The sequence below is a fragment of the Streptomyces coeruleofuscus genome, assembly GCF_039532725.1.
In the GTDB taxonomy this organism is placed as follows: domain Bacteria; phylum Actinomycetota; class Actinomycetes; order Streptomycetales; family Streptomycetaceae; genus Streptomyces; species Streptomyces coeruleofuscus.
Window position 1 is genome coordinate 91597 of sequence record NZ_BAAASE010000016.1, and the last position, 19391, is coordinate 110987.

Genomic DNA, 19391 nt, shown 5'->3' on the forward strand with positions numbered 1-19391 from the left:
GGCGGGTTACTCACCTCGGGTGAAGGTGCTCCGGTACTCGCTCGGTGTGGTGCCGAGGATGCGCTGGAAGTGCAGGCGCAGGTTCGCGCCGGTGCCGAGCCCGACGTCGGCGGCGATCTGTTCGACGCCGCGCTCCGAGCGTTCAAGGAGTTCGCGGGCCAGGTCGATGCGGGCGCGCATCACCCACTGCATCGGCGTGTAGCCGGTCTCCTCGACGAAGCGCCGGGAGAACGTGCGCGGCGAGACTCCCGCCTGCCGCGCCAGTATGTCGAGGGTGAGGGGCTCTCCGAGCCGGTGCAGCGCCCATTCGCGGGTGGCGGCGAACCGCTCGCCGAGCGGCTCGGGAACGCTGCGGGGCACGTACTGGGCCTGGCCGCCGCTGCGGTAGGGGGCGGCGACCAGGCGCCGGGCCGCGTGGTTGGACGCGGCCACTCCGAGGTCGCCGCGCAGGATGTGCAGGCACAGGTCGATGCCGGAGGCGGCGCCGGCCGAGGTCAGCACACTGCCCTCGTCGACGAACAGCACGTTCTCGTCCACCTGGACGAGCGGGTGCCTGGCCATGAGTGCCCGTGTGTAGTGCCAGTGCGTCGTGGCGCGCCTGCCGTCGAGCAGGCCCGTGGCGGCGAGCGCGAAGGCGCCCGTCGAGATGGCGGCGAGCCGGGCGCCCCGGTCGTGGGCGGCGATCAGTGCCTCGACGACGGCCTGCGGCGGGTCGTCGCGGTCCGGGAACCGGTAGCCGGGGACGAAGACGATGTCGGCCCACGCCAGCGCGTCGAGACCGTGGGCGACGTGGTACGCGAGGCCATCGCCGCCGGTCACGAGACCGGGTGTCGCCCCGCACACCCGCACCTCGTACGGCATGCTCGCGCGGGTCGTGAAGACCTGCGCGGGAATTCCGACATCGAGCGGCTTCGCACCCTCGAGCACAAGGACGGCGACGCGATGCAGGTGGGAGGCTGGCACAGGAAGAGGTTACGCGGGGCGTGACTTCGGTACGCCCACTGCGCGGGGACCGGCAAGCGAGCACACCGGCACGCGAGCACAGGGCGCGCCTCCTTGAATTGATGCGCCAATCGCATGGACAGATCCCGGTTTGATGCTGGACAGGGATCCGGTGGTGCTCCGAAACTCTCGCGTAACACCTCGGTCTGTCCCCGCCCAGCTTCCGCCCCCACCGCCGCCGAGGGCCGTCCCCGAGAAAGCGAGCGCCGCATGCCGGCAGCCCAGGGATCCGCCACGATCACCGTCTCAGCGGGAAGTCACCACGATGATCTTCGCGGCCGGCGCCCTCGCCGGGATCCTCAGCGGCACCAAGATGAACGGGCCGGCCGGCCGAGACGCTCGTCTCCGCCGGCCGCCGACTCCCGGCATTCGTCACCGCACATGCCGCGACACGGCCCAACGTGCGGCCCGCGCACGTGAGCTCGGAGCAAGACGACGGGATCCATACACCACGGCACCCGGTCCGGGTGCCCCACCGAGCGAGACGAGGACCGATGAGATCGATCTCCAGACGTACGGTGCTCGCCGCCACCGCAGGTGCGGTCGCGGCGCCGACGGTGAGCACGGCGACCGCGGCGGCCGCCGACGCCACGACAGCCTCGTCCGCAGGACGGCCGGCGGCCTCCGGCCCCAATCCGGTCCTGCGGACGGACCTCATCACGCAGGTGACGCCGAGGAACAACTGGCTGGTGACAGCGGTCGCCATCCAGTACGCGCATCGCATCGACCTGCGCGGCGCGACGGTCCCGCCCACTGCCTTCCAGGTGCGGGCCACCGTGGGCGGACAGACAGCGTCGCGCACGGTGACCCGGGTCTACTCCAACGCCTCCGCCGAAGTGGACGACCGCTCTCACCCCGGACGACCGGGGGACCGTCTGATCGTCGAGCTCGATCCGAACGACTCCAACGCGCGGGCGTCCGGCACCGATCCCCTTCCGCTGGACCGTGCCTACTCCGTCAGGCAGGTGGCGGACGTGCGCACCCCGGAAGGTGAACCGGTACTCAAGGCCGGTCCGTTCGCGCACCGGAACGACGACGTCATCACTCCCGTGGTCGACGACTTCGCCGCCCGCTCCTTCACCGACTCCGCAGGCTTCGAACTGGACTTCCGGCTGTACCAGCCTGCGGGATTCATACGGAACCCGCAGACCCGCAGTCGGTACCCGCTCGTCATCACCCTGCACGGCGGTGGCGAAGTCGCGGACAACAACATGACCCAGCTCACGTCCAACCGGATCGCGGTCACGTTCGCCAAACCGGAACGACAGCGCCGCAACCCCGCGTTCGTCCTCTCTCCGCAGATCCCCCTCCCCCGTCCCATGGACGGACCCGACGGCACGGACTGGACCGACGCGAAGGTCCAGGCCGCGCTCATCGAACTCATCGACACCTTCGTGCGCGAGCACGCGCGCAACGTCGACATCGACCGGCTCTATCTGGTCGGCCTGTCCTCAGGCGGCCGCGGTATCTACAGTCTGCTGGCCAAGCGACCGGAAGTGTTCGCGGCCGCCCTGCCCACGGCCGGCTGGGGCGACGCGGCCACCATGGACAGGATCACGCACATCCCGATCTGGGCCGACCACTCGGTCGACGACCCTGTCGTCCCCTACCGGGAGGGCCGGTTCGGCAATCCCGGCACCTGGACCCTGATGAACGCGCTGGAGACCGCCGGTGCACGGGTCAGTCGTGGGGAGTGGGCCAACGACCTTCCGAAGGCAGAGTTCGAGGCCCGGTCACGGGCTCTCCTACGGCAGGCCCGGGCCACGCGCAGCCACGTACTGTTCACCAGCTACACGGCCGGAACGACACCGGTGAACCCACACCTCTCATGGGCCCAGACCTACGAGAACGACGTGGTCATCGACTGGCTCTTCACACAGTCCCGGTAGCCGGCCGCTCGCAACCACCTTTTCCCTCGGCCGAGTGCGGGCCCACATCGCTGTCCGGTTGCCGCGCTCTCATCGCTCCCCGGAGGTAAAGCAATGCGTCCATGCAGTCGTTCCACCCACACCACCGCGCCGTTACGGACCCGATCCCGTCCCATGACGGCGCTGATCGCACTGGCAACCACCATCGGCCTGGCGCTGACCCTGCTGACAGCCACCGCCGCGCCGGCAGCCGCCGCCGACCTGCTGTCCCAGGGCAAACCCGTGACCTCCTCGTCCAGCGAGAACGCGTCCACCCCCGCGTCGGCGGCGGTGGACGGCAACACCGCGACGCGCTGGTCGAGCAGGTTCAGTGATCCGCAGTGGCTGACGGTGGATCTGGGCGCCACCGCCACCATCAGTCAGGTGGTGCTTCGCTGGGAAGCCGCATACGCCCGCTCCTTCCGGATCCAGACCTCCGACGACGGCACCGCCTGGACCACCATCTACTCGACCGCCACAGGCGCCGGCGGCACGCAGACCCTCGACGTGGACGGAAGCGGCCGGTACGTCCGCCTCTACGGCACCCAGCGCGGCACCGTATACGGCTACTCGCTCTGGGAGTTCCAGGTGTACGGCTCCGGTGAGGGCACACCTCCGGACAACGGCATCCCGGACCCCACGACCGCTTCACTGGAGGCCGCCAACGGGCCGCTGACCACCGCCACCTACACCGTTCCCAACCCGAGCGGGTACGGCTCGGGCACGGTCACGTATCCGACGGCCGGCGGCTCGTACCCGGGCATCGTGCTGATGCCGGGTTATCAGGGCACACAGCAGAACCTCCAGTGGCTCGCACCCCGCCTCGCTTCCTGGGGCTTCGTGGTCATCAACGTCGGAACGAACACGCTCACCGACGATCCCGAGTCGCGCGGCCGCCAGATCACCGCCGCCGGCACCCAGTTGCTCGCGCTCGGCAACGCCTCCGGAAACCCGCTGTCGGGGAAGCTCAACGGCACTCTGGGCGCGACCGGTCACTCCATGGGCGGCGGTGGCGTCATGGCGGCCCTCCGGGACGACCCGCGGTTCCGGGCGGGCGCGCCGACCGCCCCGTACCACCCCAACGGGAACTTCTCCGGAGTCACCGAGCCCACCTTCTTCATGACCTGCCAAAGCGACTCCGTCGCCCACGGCAACACTTACGCGGTGCCCTGGTACAACTCCATGTCCCAGGCCGAGAAGCTCTACATCGAAGTTCCGGGCGACCACCTGTGTCCGATGACGGGGTACGGCAACAAAGCCAAGCAGGGCAAGTGGATGGTGTCGTTCTTCAGCCTCTGGCTGCGTGCCGACACCCGCTTCAGCCCGTTCCTGTGCGGTCCTGCTCGTGACGCCGACAAGAACAACACCTCCCTGGTCACCCGCTGGATGGACACCTGCCAGTTCTGACCGTCGGAGGTGCCGTCCGGTCCCAGGGAATCCCGCGAGCCGCGACGAGGCCTGCGGCGTCGGAGTCGTACTGTCGAACGGTCACCGAGGAGGACATCTGATGCGCAGAGTGACCTATTCGATGAGCGTCTCGCTGGACGGCTACATCGTCGGGCCGGACGGAGGCTTCGACTGGGGGGTGCCCGACAAGGACGTCTTTCGCTTCTGGATCGACGAGATCCAAGAGGTCGGCGTTCACCTGCTGGGACGACGGCTGTACGAGACGATGCTGTACTGGGAGACCGCCGACCAGAATCCGTCGCTCGACGACTCCGAGCTCGAGTGGGCCGCGCTCTGGAATCCGCTCCCCAAGGTGGTGTTCTCCACCACGCTGTCGGAGGTGCAGGGCAATGCGCGCCTGGCCTCCGGCGGCCTGGCGGAAGAGATCGAGCGGTTGCGAGCCGAGCCGGGGAAGGCGACATCGCGATCGGCGGCGCGACTCTCGCCTCCGAGGCGGCCGCGTCAGGTCTGATCGACGAGTACCGGACCATGGTCTACCCGGTGCTGGTCGGCGGTGGCATTTCGTTCTTTCCCCAGCACGAGCGCCGGGTGGATCTCGAACTCGTCGAGACCCGCACCTTCAGCTCGAGAATCGTCTACCTCCGCTACCGCGTGGCGCGCTGAGGCCGGTCTGCCGGTGGCGCGGTCGCCGGGCTCGAGGACGTGCGGGTACGGGTCGTGGCGAACGCGGTCGTGTCGACCGACCCGCGCCGTGTCGAGCGCATCCTGGCCAACCTGGCCGCCAACGCCCTACGGCACGGCGCCCCGCCCGTGGAGGTGGAGGTCGACGGCCCCGTGGTGCGGGTCCGCGACCGCGGCCCCGATCGTCACCCGCCGCGAGGCTGAAGCCCGGACGCCGCGCCGGTGATCCGGGACGGCGTCCGGGCGGTGTGGCTAACGCACCCTGCGGGGTCACTGCGCCGTCTCTGCCACGTCGCAGGTGTGGCACACCACCCTGCGTGCCGGGACACGGCCGTGCGAAGAGCCCATACCGATCTGGCGGGTGACGTGTACCTGACGTACGCGGGCGTGGTTCTCGCAGGTGGCCAAGCCGCAGCGCGAGCAGACGCCGATGCCGGCGGTGTCGCTGCGCGCCTCCTGGAGGCAGTCGTAGCACCTCATGTCCAACTCCGATTCAGTAGGGGTCAGGCATGGCGGCCAACCAACACGAACAAACCCACCCAGGCCCCACACACCTGCTCAAGGAGCCTGAAACGTAGACCTCTAGATTAGACTTTGTCAATTCTAGGATCTGATCAATATTACGGGCGGTGGACGACGCTGTGAGGCAGCCGAACCAGACCGCCCCGGCGGCCAAGCAGCACGAACCCCGCCGGGTGAGTTGCCCGGCGGGGTGCGTGGGTGCCCAGTTGCCACTGCTGGTTGGCCCCGCCCCAGTCTGTGCGCCGCCGACGAGGTTGCGCTCTCCCTGCGCGACTCCAAGTGACCCACCTTTCGGACGCAAGTGCCGGATCGACACGTGTACTGGTCGACGGCCATGCGCTGGACACGCTCACGCCCTTGTCGCATTCCGTGAGCACGGGAATCTCTCAGGTACTCCCACTGGACCCGGACCGTCATGCCGGGACCGTCGATATCGGTTCGAAGCGGTTGGCTCCGCAACCACCGTCCGGCTGCGCGAAGTACGCCTGGTGCGCTGACGCGACCGTCGTCAACTCTCGCGCGTCGAGCCCGCGGTGTCGGCGGCGCCGGGCGAGCGGCGTTGCAGGGCACCGTGGCGCACAGCGTCCGTCAGTCAGTTCCGTGCTGTCGTCCCGAAGGGGTGGGTGTCGCCCGCGCGCAGGTGTTCCCTCAGCCACTGCTCGGTGTTGCTCACGTGGAGCAGCGCGGCGGCCTGGCTGAGGGCGGCGTCACGGGTGCACAGCGCGTTGAAGATCGCCTCGTGCTCGGCGAGCGTGCGGCCCGCGGCCTTGTCGTCGACCAGACCGCGCCAGATGCGGGCGCGCAGGGTGCGGCCGGAGATCCCTTCCAGGAGGCTGAGGAGGCTCTCGTTGCCCGTGGCCGAGACGACGGCGCGGTGGAATGCGGCGTCGTGGGCGTTGAGCTGTTCGACGTCGTCGCGGGCCTCGCGCATCGCGTCCAGGTGCCGCTTCACTTCGGCCAGTTGGGCGTCGGAGATCCGGGTGGCGGCCAGCGCCGTGGCCATCGGTTCGAGGAGCCGCCGTACCTCCATGAGGTCTTGCAGGGCGACCGAGTCGCCCTGAAGCAGTTCCACCGCGCCGCCCAGACCCTCCAGCAGCAGGCTCGGCTGGAGGCTGGTCACGTACGTACCGTCGCCCCGCCGGACCTCCAGAACCCGTGCGACAGCCAGCGCCTTGACCGCTTCCCGGGCGAGGTTGCGGGACAGGCCCAGCTGAACGGCCAGGTCCGGCTCCGGTGGGAGCTTCGAGCCCGGCGGCAGGGCACCGGTCCGGATCAGCTCACGGATCTGCTCGATCGCCTTGTCCGTCAGAGACACCGCTCGCCCCTCCCCCCACCGTGCCCCGTGAGCACGTCCGGCCGGACCAGTCCCTGAGTGCGGAGATCGTCCCAGAGGCCGTCCGGGACGTGCTGATCATGGAGTTCCACGTTTTGTCCGACCTGTTCCGGGGTCCGCATGCCGAGGGTGACGTTGATGATACTGGGGTGCTCGTAGAGGACACTCCGGCTCAGCTCCCCCCAGCCGCCTGCCCCCAGCCGCCTGTTCAGATGGAGCAGTGCAAGACATTCTATGTTTGCCTGGTCGAAATACATGCCCAATGGAGATGAAACAGGCAATTTGAGCAGCCTGGTTGACATATTCATCCCTGCACACTGTTGACAGCCCAGGGCGACATGACGGACCTTCATGCGTGGCCCTGCATTCCCCCTGCCCCTTCCGCATCAGGGATGTGTCATGTCGAGCTCGATCAACAGACGCCAGTTCGTGGCCTCCGCAACGTGCGTGGCCGCCGCGGCCGTTGCCGGAGATGTGTTCAGCGAGGGTGTCGCCGAAGCGGCGCCCCGCAGGTACACGCCCGACTGGGACTCGGTCGACCAGCACCCGCCGGCTCCGGAGTGGTTCCAGGACGCGAAGTTCGGGATCTACTTCCACTGGGGCGTCTTCAGCGTCCCCGCCTTCGACAACGAGTGGTACCCACGCGGCATGTACCAGGCCGGGAGCTCGCCCAACAAGCACCACATCGCGACCTACGGCCAGCCCTCGGCGTGGCCGTACCACAACTTCATCAACGGAGCGAAGGACTTGGCGGGCAACGCCGTGAAGTTCGCCCCGAAGCTGAAGTCGGCCGGCGGGAAGTTCGACCCCGACGAGTGGGTGCAGCTCTTCGTCGACGCCGGCGCCAGGTTCGCCGGCCCGGTCGCCGAGCACCATGACGGCTTCTCCATGTGGGACAGCCGGGTCAACGAGTGGAACTCGGTGGACAAGGGCCCTGGTCTCGACCTGCTGCGGCTGTTCTCCACGGCCATCCGCGCCAAGGGCCTGAAGCTGCTGGTGGCCATGCACCACGCGTACAACTTCACCGGCTTCTACGAGTTCGCCCCCGCGCAGACGGACAGCAGCCTCAAGAAGCTCTACGGGCAACTGGACTCGACCGCGGCGAACCAGCTCTGGTTCGACAAGCTGAAAGAGGTCGTCGACCGCGCCCAGCCCGACATCCTGTGGCAGGACTTCAACCTGGACGCCGTCGACGAGCGACAGCGTCTGAACTTCCTGGCGTACTACTACAACCAGGCCATCGGCTGGGGCCGTGAAGTCGTCGCCACCTACAAGGACGGCATGAACGGCAAGGGCGAGGTCTTCGACTACGAACGCGGCGGCCCGGCCGATCTCACCACCCCGTACTGGCTGACCGACGACAGCATCTCCAGCAGCAGCTGGTGCTACACCCAGGGCATCGGCTACTACACCACCCAGCAGATGCTGCACTCGTTCATCGACCGGGTCAGCAAGAACGGCAACGTGCTGCTGAACATCGCGCCGATGGCCGACGGCACCATCCCCCAAGCGCAGAAGGACATCCTGCTCGGTATCGGAGACCACCTGAAGCGCTTCGGCGAGTCGGTGTACGCGACCCGCGCCTGGACGGCCTACGGCGAAGGCCCGACGAAGATGGGCGGCGGCTCGTTCACCACCCCGCACGCCGGTACGCCCCAGGACATCCGCTTCACCCGCAACAAGGCCAACAACGTCCTGTACGCCACCGTCCTCGGCTGGCCCGGCAGCTCGCTCACGATCAAGACCCTCGGCTCGGACCGGATCAACCTCTCCCAGCTGACCTCGGTGAAGCTCCTCGGCACCACCGCCGGCACCTACATCGACCTGCCCACGCCGGCCCAGAACGCCTCCGGCCTCACGATCACCCTGCCGTCCTCCGCGCCGTACCGCGCCAACGCCTACGTCCTGAGGCTCGACTTCTCCGGCACGATCCCCGGCCTGCGGCCGCTCGCCGGCGCCGTCGCCTTCACTGACGTCAACTACACCGGCGCCTCGGCTGTCCTCGCCGTCGGCGACTACACCGCGGCTGACCTGTCCGCGGCCGGACCGGGCCCGCGCACTCTCTCCTCCCTCCGCCCGGCGCCCGGCTACCAAGTCGTCGGCTACTCCGGAGACGACTTCACCGGCACCTCCTGGACCTTCACCGCCGACAACCCCGACCTCAGGGCCACCGGCAACAACGACCGGATCACCTCACTGAAGGTCCAGTTCAACCCGGCGACGTACTTCCGGATCACCAACGCCACCAACGGCCTCGCGCTGGACAGCGGGGGGAACGTCGCCTCCGGCTCAGAGCTCAAGCAGTGGACCTGGAACGGCAGTCCGAACCTGCAGTGGCATGCGGAAGCTGTCGGCGGCGGCTACTACAGGCTGGTCAACCGCACGAACGGCATGGTCGCCGACGGCTGGGGCGCCACCGCCGACGGCTCCACGGCCAGGCAGGCCGCCTGGAACGGCGGTCCCAATCAGCAGTGGACCATCACCCACCGTGGCGGCGACCGCTATTCGATCGCCAACCGCACCACCGGCCTGGTTCTGGACGGCGGCGGCAACGTCGCCTCGGGCTCCCTCACCAAGCAGTGGACCTACGGCCAGAGCACCAACCTGCTGTGGACCTTCACCGCGCTGTAGCCGACGAAGCCCGCCCGAGAAGGACACGGATGGGGTGCTGGTCGCGGTGACCGCTTTGCTGGCGGGGCTCCTGACGGGGTTCGGTTCCGTTGGGAGGGCGCAAGCGGCCACGGTGGATACGGTGGATACGAACGCGTGGTACATGCTGGTCAACCGGGGCAGTGGCAAGGCGCTCGACGTGTCGGGTGCGAGCACGGCCGACGGTGCGGCCCTGTCGCAGTGGACCCGCCATGACGGGGCCAACCAGCGGTTCCAGCTGGCCGATCTTCTCGACCGCCGTCAACCCCGGTGAGCCGTGGACGCCCGACAGCCTCGCGGCCGCCTACCGCGGTGCCTACGGCGACTTCCTCCAGAAACCGCGGGCCCGCTACGGCGTCGCCACGACCATCGTGGCCGTCGGTACGGGTCAGTTCGCCGGCCAGGGCCAGCAGGTGGTCAGGACGCGCAACGACGCGGGCGACGGCGGGATCCGCTACTGGTTCCTCGACAGCTCGAACCTGGACTTCGTCGGCTGCCACTGGCACTACTCGGCCCACGACGACCCAGTCATCTCCGAGCGGCTCACCTCGGTCGTCGCCGGTCTGCCGATGAGCTGGTGACGGCACCGACCGCCCGGGGACTCTCAGAAGGCGCTACGGCCGGACTGCCGGCTGGACGGCGTCCAGCTCCGTTGATCGAGCAACCACTCGTAGAAGAGGACGCCTCCATGAGAAAGCCTTGGCTTCTCTCCCTGATCATGCTTGTCGCTGCCGCGCTCGGGGTGACGGCGGCCGGGGTGGCCCCTGCCTCCGCCGCCTCGAACACCCCCTTGCGGGTCATGCCGTTGGGCGACTCGATCACCTGGGGTGTGGGAAGCAGTACGGGCAACGGCTACCGGGGGCCGTTGTGGGAGAAGCTCGCGGCGGACGGTCATCCGCTGGACTTCGTCGGCACGTTGCGGGGCGGTTGGATGTCCGACCCCGACAACGAAGGACACTCCGGATACAAGATCCACCAGATCGCCGCACTCGCCGACGCCTCACTGACCCGGTACCGGCCCAACGTCGTGACGCTGATGATCGGCACCAACGACCTCAACGAGAGCTACCAGGTCGCCACCGCCACCGCCCGGCTGAGGTCACTGGTCGCCCAGATCACCGGCGCCGCCCCCGACGCCACCGTCCTCGTGGCCTCCCTGGTCGTGTCCACCAGCGGCTCGGAGGAGCAGTACCGTGCCGCGTACAACCAGGCCGTTCCTCAGATCGTGAGGGACGCACAGGCCGCGGGCAAACGCGTCGCGTACGTGGACATGAGCAGCCTGACCACGGCCGACCTGGCCGACACCCTGCATCCCAACGACGCGGGATACCAGAAGATGGCCGACGCCTTCCACCGCGGCATCCAGGCCGCGGACGGTGCCGGGTGGCTGAGGAACCCCGCCCCCGCCGCCGCACGCGTGCAGTCCGGCATCGCCGGCAAGTGCCTGGACGTCAACGGCGCCGGCACCGGCACCGGGACCGCCGTCCAAATCTGGAGCTGCGGCGACGGTGCCAACCAGCTCTGGGCCGCCTACACCGACGGCACCCTGCGCTCCATGGGCAAGTGCCTCGACGCCGCCGGCTGGGGCACCGCCAACGGCACCAAGGTGCAGACCTGGACCTGCAACGGCGGCTCCAACCAGGTGTGGCAGCCCTACAACGGCGGCTACCGCAACCCCGCCTCCGGCCGCTGCCTCGACGTTCCGGGGGCCTCCACGGCCGACGGTACACAGCTCCAGTTGTGGGACTGCAACGGCGGCTCCCACCAGAGGTGGACCACTCTGGCCGCCGGCTGACCCACGCCTGCCTCCAAAACCTGCGGTTGACGCGTCGGCCAACGCGTCAACCGCTTACAGGTCGTTCATCCCGCTCTCGGTCTCGTCGACCATGGCCGCCGACAGCGAACACAGCGTGCCCCGGGGCAGACTGTGCGTCGAAGCGCTTCAACGAAGCCAGACCCTTGTTTGCCAGGAAAATTGTCCGTTAGCTTTGCGCCTGGCAGTGAAGCGCTTCGACAGTCATCCCAGGAAGGCCGCCGCCATGACTCGTGCGTCGAACCGCCCACGATCTGGAAAGGGCCGACATGACCGAGGAACAAGGGACCTTCCACTGGGGGCATGAGGCCCTTCACCTCGAGATCGTCGTCGCTGACGACGGCAGCCCCCGCCTCACGCACCTTGGACTGCCCGGCGAAACGCAGCGAATCCCCGGTGCCTCCCTGCCTCTGGTGGAGGTGACGGCCGCGGGCCACGGCCGTGGCTGGTCGGGCAACCGCCTCGTGGGCACCGACCTCGGCGGGCGTCTGCGCCACCGGTCCCACCGGGCTTCCCACGACGGCGACTGGCACACCCTGACCGTGCACCTCCACGATCCGGAAACCGGGCTGGCCGCGGAGGTGACCTACCGATCACCGGACGGCATCCCCGTGCTCCGCAGCGAGGTGACCCTGCGCAACGAGGGGCAGGGCACGCTGCACCTGGAGTCGGTCAGCTCGCTCGCGGTGGGCTGCCTCACTCCGCAGGACCCGGCGGCCATCGACGCCGCGGACCTGCTGTGGGCGGAGAACGACTGGCTCACCGAATGCCGCTGGCAGCGGCAGCCGATGCGCCTGACCACACCGGCCCACGGCGGACGGGTGACCAACGGGCACGGCAGAGGCGGCTTCGCCCCCAATGGACAGGGCACCTGGTCCAGTTGCGGACGCCTCCCCATGGGCGGCCTGACGGACCGGATCACCGGCCGCACCTGGGTGTGGCAGATCGAGCACAACGGCGGGGGCTGGTGCTGGGCCCCGACCCTGCGCACACCCGCCACCACCTACCTCACCGCTTGGCGCCGCTCCGGAACCGACGCCACGGCGGCGCTTCACCTGCCCCACCTGCGGGACACCGCCGCCCGTGTCGACCTGCTCTACCCCTCGGCCAGCCGGGCCGTTCCCGCCTGGACGCCCGACACGACCGAGCTGAGCCTGACCCTGCCCACCGCGCCGTCCGCCGTCCTGCTCCGCATCACCCCCACGGCCCCAAGCGCTCCCTGAACCACCCACGCCCCATCACGAATCGACGAGAGGACCAATCGGGTGCCCCCTCTGCGCCAGCCGGACGGACGCTTCGCCAACCCCGTGATCCCCGGCTTCCACCCCGATCCCAGCGTCTGCCGCGTCGGCGACGACTACTACCTGGCGTGCTCCAGCTTCGAGTACTTCCCCGGAGTGCCCCTCTTCCACAGCCGTGACCTGGTGCACTGGACGCAGATCGGCAACGCTCTGGACCGGCCTGAGCAACTGCGTCTGCCCGCCTCCATGTCGTCCTCCGGCGGGATCTACGCCCCCACCCTGCGCCACCACGACGGCCGCTTCTGGCTGATCGTCACCAACTGCAGCGAAGGCGGCGGCAACCTGATCGTCACGGCCACCGACCCCGCGGGACCGTGGTCGGACCCCATCTGGGCGCCGGGTGTCCCCGGCATCGATCCCGACCTGGTCTGGGACGAGGACGGCACCTGCTGGTGCACGGTCGCCGGGGTCTCGCAGGTCCGCCTCGACCCGTCCACCGGGCGGACCTACGGAACCCCGCACAAGCTCTGGTCCGGCGGGCCCGGCGCCAAGGCCCCGGAGGCGCCGCACCTGTACCGGATCGGCGACTACTGGTACCTGCTCATCGCCGAGGGCGGCACCGAGCGCGGCCACGGTGTCTCGATCGCCCGCGGCCGTACGCCCGCCGGTCCGTTCGAGCCGTGTCCGGCCAACCCGATCCTGACCCATCGCGGCACCGACCACCCCGTCCAGAACACCGGGCACGCCGATCTCGTGCAGGCCCCCGACGGCTCGTGGTGGATGGTGCTGCTCGGCGTACGGCCGGGCGGCGGCACCCCGGGCTGGCACGTGCTCGGCCGGGAGACCTTTCTGGCTCCCGTGACCTGGGTGGACGACTGGCCGGTCGTCGGCGAGGTCGCCCTGGACCTGCCCGAGCTCCCGTGGCCGCTCTCCCCCAGCCCTGTCGAGGAGCACCGGGACGACTTCCAGCTCGCCGAACTGCGACCGCACTGGATCTCGCTGCGCGACCGGCCCGCCGAACACTGCACCACCAAGGAGCGCCCCGGATGGCTGACGCTCCGCGCGCGGGGCGGCTCCCTTGACGAGCCCGACGTGGTGTTCACCGGCCGGCGTCAGCAGCACCTGTCGTGCCGGGCGCGCACTCTGGTCGATGCCGCGGAGGGCAGCGGCGGCCTCGCCGTCCGGCTCGACGAGCGGCACCACTACGCGATCGAGGTGTCCGACACGCGGGTGCGGGTGGTCGCGCGCGTCGGCGACCTGCGCACGGTCGTGGCCGCACAGTCCGTGCCCGCCGGGCCGGTTGTCCTCGCCGTCACGATGACGGAACCGCCGTCTCCGCACGGACCGTGCACCGGACCCGACGTCGTCTCCCTCGGCGTCGAGCAGCACGACGGCACGTTCAACGAGCTCGCGACCCTCGACGGCCGCTACCTGTCGACCGAGGTCGCCGGCGGCTTCACGGGCCGGGTCGTCGGCATGTACGCCGCGGGGGGCACCGTCCACTTCGACTGGTTCGACTACGAGCCCCTCGCCGGCTGAACCAAGGCACCCCGCTGCCCCCCCGGTACCACTGACCGAGAGGCATGCGGCGTGAAGGACATACGGAGACCGTCACACCACCGCAGCCGCGGCCCCGGACGCATGCCCGGCCTGCTGGTGGCGCTGCTCGTCGTCCTGGGACTGTCCGGCGGCACCGCGATCGCCGCGCCCGACGGCACGGCCCCCCTCTCCGGCTCACTCACACCCGAGCCCCGGTAGAGGAGCTCGACGGATGGGCCCGCCGCACGAGGCGCTGGCAACGCTCCACGCCGCCCGGCAGGCCCATCTGTCAGTTCGTTGCACTCTCCGTGACGGCACAAGGGGTGCCGTTGAGCGTGTAGGAGCTCGGCGGAGCGGCGTTGCCTGTATGGCCGGCCTGGAAGCCTATGTCCACGGTCGCGCCGGGTGCGATGGTGGCGTTGTGGGAGTCGTTCCTCGCCGTCACCCGGCCGGAGGCGGGCGAGTACTCCGCGTTCCAGCCGGAGGTGATGGTCTGCCCGCCGGGCAGAGTGAACATCAAGGACCAGCCGTCGATCGCGGTGGCGCCGGTGTTGGTGACGGAGATGTTCGAGGTCAGGCCGGTGTTCCACGCACTGACGGTGCCGGTGACCCGGCAGCCGGCGGGTCCCGGTGACGGGTTGGAGGTCTGGAACTGTGTGAAGAACTTCCACACCTCTCCCGGCACCCAGGTGCGGGAGCCACTGTCACCGCCGGCCCCGTCCTGCGGAGCGGGGATGTGCCCTTCGTCGAACGCGGCCCAGGCGACCGGATACCCGGTCCTGCACCCGGAGTAGGTGGTGACCCGGTGCGTCAGACTGCCCTGCGCCGGCTCGGGCGGGTTCTGCGGGGTACAGCCGTTGTTCCTGACGAACCTGTCCCGCAGCGCCCGTCCGCCGGAGATGCCGAGCACGCTGTCCCTGAGGCCGTGCACTCCCAGGTACGCGATGGGCTGAGTGCCGCCGCTGCATCCGCTGAGCTGTCCGCCGCCCAGGACCGCGACCGCGCGGAAGACCGTCGCCCGGGAGCACGCGAGCGAGTAGGACATGGCGCCGCCGTAGCTGAATCCCAGGGCGAAGCGCTGTGCCGTGTCGACGCACAGGTCCGCCTCGATCCGCCTGATCATGTCGTCGACGAAGGTGACGTCTTCGCCGCCGGCGTTGGCCCAGCCGTTGTTGAGGCCCTGGGGTGCGACGAAAATGGTGCTGTTGTTCGCCAGTCGCTGGAGCCCGTAGTAGGCCCAGGTGCCCGTTTCCACGGTGCGGCCCGTGGCGACGTCGGTGGAGGTGCCGCCCAGCCAGTGGAACCCGAAGACCAGCCGGTGGGCACGGTTGCGGTCGTAGCCGTCCGGGACGCGCAGGATGAAGCTCCGGTTCTTTCCGCCGCTCCGGAGCGTGTGCGTACCGCTCGTCAGCGTGGGCGCCTTGCCGCATCCGGGGGTCACGGCAGCGGTGCCGACGGTTGCGGAAGCCGTGCCGGAGGCCGCGGGCGACGTGTCCGCGCGGTGGTCACCGGCCAGCGCCGTGCCTCCCAGGGTCAGGACGAGCAACACCGCGAACACGGAGGGCCATAAGTGGAATGCCGAGCCTTTCGTCATACGACTCCCCTTTCCGTTGGAGCATCGCCTTGGCCGGTCGGAGCGGGGTGTCACGCGCGGGTCCACTTCTGGTTGGCCTGGCCGTTGCAGGTCCACAGGACCAGCGGGGTTCCGTTGGCGGTGCCGGCCCGGTCGACGTCGAGGCACAGTCCGGCGTGGACGTTGCGGATCGACCCGTCGGAACCGACGGTCCACTTCTGGTTGTTCTGGCCGTTGCAGGGCCACGTGACGACACGCGTGCCGTTGGTGGTGCCCCGGTTGGAGGCGTCCAGGCACTTGTCGCCGAAGACACGGATCTCGCCGCCGGCCCACGCGGTCCACAGCTGATTGGCGGCCGTATGGCAGTCCCAGATCAAGACCGTCGCCCCGGCAGCGGTGGAGGAGTTGTCCACGTCCAGACAGCGGCCGGACGCGTTGCCGCGCAGCCGCGAGGTGGTGGCGGCCAGCGGGCTGCCCCCGCTCACCCGGAACACGGCCACGCCGTGCGCGGGGACGCTCGCCGAGATCTGCCCGGACGTGCTCGACGTGCCGCCGGTCCACAGGTCCGTGAGGGTGAACGAACCGCCGGACAGGCCGACTTGCGCCGCCGTGGTGGTGACTGTCGCCGTACCGCCTCCCCGGTTGAACAGGCCCACAGCGACCGAGCCGTCGGACAGGGGCTTGGCGAACACCTCGGTACTGCCGTCGTCGCGCACCCTGCGCCCGCCCGCTCCCAGCGGGTCCTGGTTCACCGCCAGCAGACGCGGGTTGCGCAGGATCGCGCTCACGTCGGCGGACATGGTGCGGATGTCATTGCCCGCCATGAGCGGGGCACCCAGCAGCGCCCACAGCGCGAAGTGCGAGCGGGACTCGGTCAGTGAAAGTCCGGGACGGCCGACGACCAGCATGTCGGGGTCGTTCCAGTGCCCCGGGCCCGACTGCGCCGCCAGCGGCGCGGTGACGTCCAGGACGTTGCCGACGCCCATCGGATAGCTGTTGGTGTTGCCGTTCTGCCAGATGTCGAGCAGGTCCTCGGTCGTCCGCCACAGGTCGGCGACCTCGCCCCAGTTGTATGTGGCGCCGGTGGGGGCGTGGAAGCTGTTGGGGTTGATGCTGTAGACGATCGGCCGCCCGGTGGCGCGCAGGGCGTCACGCATCAGCGTGAACCGCGCGACCTGCTCGTCACGGGTGCCGCTCGAGGAACACCAGTCGTACTTGAGGTAGTCGACGCCCCACGAGGCGAACGTGGCGGCGTCCTGGACCTCGTGCCCCTTGCTGCCCGTGGAACCCGGGTAGGTCCCCACGGTCTGCGCGCAGGTGCGCTCGCCCGGCACCTGGTAGATGCCGAACTTCAGGCCCTTGCTGTGGATGTAGTCCCCGAGTGCCTTCATCCCGCTGGGGAACTTGGCCGGATTGGCCCGCAGGTTGCCTGCCGCGTCGCGCTGCGGGTCGAACCAGCAGTCGTCGACCACCACGTACCGGTAGCCGGCGTCCCGCATGCCCGAGGACACCATCGCGTCGGCGGCCTGGCGTACCTGGGCCTCGGTGATCCCGCATCCGAAGCTGTTCCAGCTGTTCCACCCCAACGGTGGGGTGAGCGCCGGGCTGCCGGGCGCGGCCGAGGCGGTGGAGTGAGCGGAGGCCGTCACGGACGCGGTGAACGTCAGCGCGGCGGCCGCGATGAGACGGAGCAGTCGTCTGACTGATCGTCTGGGCACTGTGGGGTCCTTTCAGACAGGGGATGACTGCCGCACCGTCGCCGGTCTATGGCATGGTCATGACATGGCCGGATCGCTGGGAATTTCGAACTAGTTTCGGATCGCTGACGGCACGGATACTAGGGAGCTTCCCACGCTTGTCAACTCCATCGGCCGTTCAAGATTTCCGCCATCGGCACCTGCACGGGACAGAACAGCGAAACATTTCGGCACTCTCAACGAATCATGCGAGACATATTGACGGGAGCTCTCAACCACCTACCATCCAGAATGCTCACCAGTTGATTACTGTTCGTAATGCCGAACACCCATGGGACCCACCCTCCGAAGCGCATCACCCGCAGAGGGAGCGACACGTGGACATGTCATGCTCGCGTCAACCTGTGGGCCGTCGCCGGGCTCTGGCCGCCGGCACCGGCCTGGTCACCGGTGCCTTCCTGCCTCTTGCCGGAGCCTCGCGGACCGCCGCGGCCGCTCCCGCCCGGGAGTCGCCCCTCGCGGCCGCCCCGGCGTACACGAACCCGGTCATCTGGCAGGACTTCGCGGACATCGACGTCATCCGCGTCGGCGCCACCTACTACGCCTCCGCCTCGACGATGCACTACTCGCCGGGCGCACCCGTCCTGCGCTCGTACGACCTCGTGAACTGGGAGATCGCCGGTCACTCGGTGCCGACCCTCGACTTCGGCGCCAAGTACGACCTGAACGGCGGCCGGGGCTATGTCCGGGGCATCTGGGCGTCGTCGCTGGCCTACCGTCCGAGCAACAGGACCTTCTACTGGCTCGGCCAGATCGACTTCGCCAGGACGTACGTCTACACCGCCACCGCCGTCGAAGGACCCTGGAGCAGGCTGACGACGATCAGCACGCCGTACTACGACGCGGGGCTGCTCGTGGACAGCGACGACACCCTGTACGTGGCCTACGGCAACACCACCATCAGCGTGGCCCAGCTCTCGCGTGACGGCCGCAGCCAGGTCCGCACGCAGCAGGTGTTCACCACGCCGTCGAGTGTCGGAACGCTGGAAGGGGCACGCTTCTACAAGATAAACGGGCAGTACTACATCTTCCTCACTCGTCCGGCCAACGGCCAGTACATCCTGAAGTCGTCGAGCGGCCCCTTCGGTCCGTACACGATGCGGCAGGTGCTCCTCGACCTGCGCGGGCCGATCCCCGGCGGTGGCGTCCCCCACCAGGGTGGGCTGGTGCAGACGCAGAGCGGTGCCTGGTACTACCTGGCTTTCGTCGACGCGTACCCCGGCGGCCGGATGCCCGCCCTGGCACCCGTCACCTGGACCCCGGACGGCTGGCCCGTCGTGCAACTCGTCAACGGCGCGTGGGGCACCTCGTACCCCAGCCCGGCCGTGCCCACTCCACCCCGCCAGGTCACCCCCATGATCGGCGTAGACACCTTCGACGGCACGACCCTCAAACCGAGGTGGGAGTGGAACCACAACCCGGACAACACCAAGTGGTCGGTCGACAACGGACTGACCCTGCGGACCGCGACCGTCACCAACGACCTGTACTGGGCCCGCAACACGCTCACCCACCGCATCCAGGGTCCCGCTTCCACGGCCACGGTCGAGCTCGACTTCTCGGCGATGCGGGACGGCGACCGGGCCGGGCTCGCCCTGCTCCGTGACTCCTCGGCCTGGATCGGGGTCAAACGCGACGGCGGCGCGACGCGGGTCGTGATGGTCAACGGGCTGACCATGGACAGCAACTGGAACACCACCGGCACCGGCACCGAGGTCGCGAGCGCCCCGGTCTCCGGCGGCCGCATCCGGCTGCGCGCGAGCGCGGACATCCGTCCCGGCGCGCCCCGGCCCGGCACCTTTTCCTACAGCACCGGCGGCACCGCCTTCACCCGCCTCGGGCCCGCCTTCTCCATGGGCAACGACTGGCGGTTCTTCATGGGCTACCGATTCGCCCTCTTCAACCACGCCACACAGGCGCTCGGCGGCGCGGTCCGCATCACGCGGTTCGAACTGTCCACGCCCTGA

General features: G+C 69.3%; 15 protein-coding genes and 2 pseudogenes. 11 read left to right on the top strand and 6 right to left on the bottom strand.

Annotation, left to right across the window (positions count from 1 at the left end; genetic code table 11):
- Positions 1-6: 6 nt before the first annotated feature.
- The gene (locus ABFX81_RS39560; RefSeq protein ID WP_346139443.1) at positions 7-963 is read right to left on the bottom strand and encodes a GlxA family transcriptional regulator; all 957 of its coding nucleotides are present in this window, start codon (positions 961-963) and stop codon (positions 7-9) included.
- Positions 964-1496: 533 nt separating this feature from the next.
- Here ABFX81_RS39560 and ABFX81_RS39565 point away from each other — a divergent pair.
- From ABFX81_RS39565 to ABFX81_RS39580, 4 genes and pseudogenes are all read left to right on the top strand, one after another.
- Entirely contained in the window at positions 1497-2891 is a 1395-nt protein-coding gene (locus ABFX81_RS39565) for a prolyl oligopeptidase family serine peptidase (protein ID WP_086854098.1), read from the top strand.
- A 153-nt stretch (positions 2892-3044) separates the two neighbouring features.
- Positions 3045-4316, top strand: a complete 1272-nt coding sequence (locus tag ABFX81_RS39570) for a poly(ethylene terephthalate) hydrolase family protein (protein WP_086854099.1) — start codon at positions 3045-3047, stop codon at positions 4314-4316.
- A 100-nt stretch (positions 4317-4416) separates the two neighbouring features.
- Positions 4417-4979 (top strand): annotated as a pseudogene (locus ABFX81_RS39575) (dihydrofolate reductase family protein).
- Positions 4980-5033: 54 nt separating this feature from the next.
- Positions 5034-5201: an ATP-binding protein gene (locus ABFX81_RS39580; RefSeq protein WP_428837262.1), complete on the top strand. Its 168-nt coding sequence runs from the start codon at positions 5034-5036 to the stop codon at positions 5199-5201.
- A 66-nt stretch (positions 5202-5267) separates the two neighbouring features.
- On the opposite strand, the gene ABFX81_RS42320 is transcribed toward ABFX81_RS39580, so the two are convergent.
- The 3 genes and pseudogenes from ABFX81_RS42320 to ABFX81_RS39590 all read right to left on the bottom strand — a co-directional run.
- Positions 5268-5477 carry a DUF2180 family protein gene (locus ABFX81_RS42320; RefSeq protein ID WP_086854107.1) on the bottom strand — a complete coding sequence of 70 codons (210 nt, stop codon included), beginning with the start codon at positions 5475-5477 and terminating at the stop codon, positions 5268-5270.
- Between the two features lie 634 nt (positions 5478-6111).
- Positions 6112-6834: an FCD domain-containing protein gene (locus tag ABFX81_RS39585; RefSeq protein ID WP_086854101.1), complete on the bottom strand. Its 723-nt coding sequence runs from the start codon at positions 6832-6834 to the stop codon at positions 6112-6114.
- Positions 6825-7004: pseudogene (locus ABFX81_RS39590) on the bottom strand (aldo/keto reductase); the annotation flags it as partial. The pseudogene ABFX81_RS39590 and the gene ABFX81_RS39585, both read right to left, overlap by 10 nt.
- A gap of 247 nt (positions 7005-7251) precedes the next feature.
- Between ABFX81_RS39590 and ABFX81_RS39595 the strand changes: the two are divergent.
- From ABFX81_RS39595 to ABFX81_RS39620, 6 genes are all read left to right on the top strand, one after another.
- On the top strand, positions 7252-9483 hold the full coding sequence (locus tag ABFX81_RS39595; RefSeq protein WP_086854102.1) for an alpha-L-fucosidase: 2232 nt from the start codon (positions 7252-7254) through the stop codon (positions 9481-9483).
- Positions 9484-9517: 34 nt separating this feature from the next.
- The gene (locus ABFX81_RS39600) at positions 9518-9775 is read left to right on the top strand and encodes an RICIN domain-containing protein (protein WP_428837263.1); all 258 of its coding nucleotides are present in this window, start codon (positions 9518-9520) and stop codon (positions 9773-9775) included.
- A complete protein-coding gene (locus ABFX81_RS39605) occupies positions 9714-10082 on the top strand; it encodes a hypothetical protein (protein ID WP_086854103.1) in 369 nt (122 codons plus the stop codon). Before ABFX81_RS39600 ends, ABFX81_RS39605 begins: the two co-directional genes overlap by 62 nt.
- Positions 10083-10189: 107 nt before the next feature.
- Complete coding sequence (locus ABFX81_RS39610) at positions 10190-11296, top strand: ricin-type beta-trefoil lectin domain protein (RefSeq protein ID WP_086854104.1); 1107 nt, start codon at positions 10190-10192, stop codon at positions 11294-11296.
- A gap of 287 nt (positions 11297-11583) precedes the next feature.
- The gene (locus tag ABFX81_RS39615) at positions 11584-12537 is read left to right on the top strand and encodes a glycoside hydrolase family 36 N-terminal domain-containing protein (RefSeq protein ID WP_346139445.1); all 954 of its coding nucleotides are present in this window, start codon (positions 11584-11586) and stop codon (positions 12535-12537) included.
- Between the two features lie 42 nt (positions 12538-12579).
- Positions 12580-14094, top strand: coding sequence for a family 43 glycosylhydrolase (locus ABFX81_RS39620; protein ID WP_086854105.1), 1515 nt, complete (start codon positions 12580-12582; stop codon positions 14092-14094).
- Positions 14095-14383: 289 nt separating this feature from the next.
- Here ABFX81_RS39620 and ABFX81_RS39625 read toward each other — a convergent pair whose 3' ends face one another.
- Entirely contained in the window at positions 14384-15688 is a 1305-nt protein-coding gene (locus ABFX81_RS39625; protein ID WP_346139446.1) for a CE1 family esterase, read from the bottom strand.
- Positions 15689-15738: 50 nt separating this feature from the next.
- Positions 15739-17385, bottom strand: coding sequence for an RICIN domain-containing protein (locus ABFX81_RS39630; RefSeq protein ID WP_086853351.1), 1647 nt, complete (start codon positions 17383-17385; stop codon positions 15739-15741).
- A gap of 362 nt (positions 17386-17747) precedes the next feature.
- On the opposite strand from ABFX81_RS39630, the gene ABFX81_RS39635 reads away from it, so the two are divergent.
- Positions 17748-19391, top strand: a complete 1644-nt coding sequence (locus tag ABFX81_RS39635; RefSeq protein ID WP_086853355.1) for a family 43 glycosylhydrolase — start codon at positions 17748-17750, stop codon at positions 19389-19391.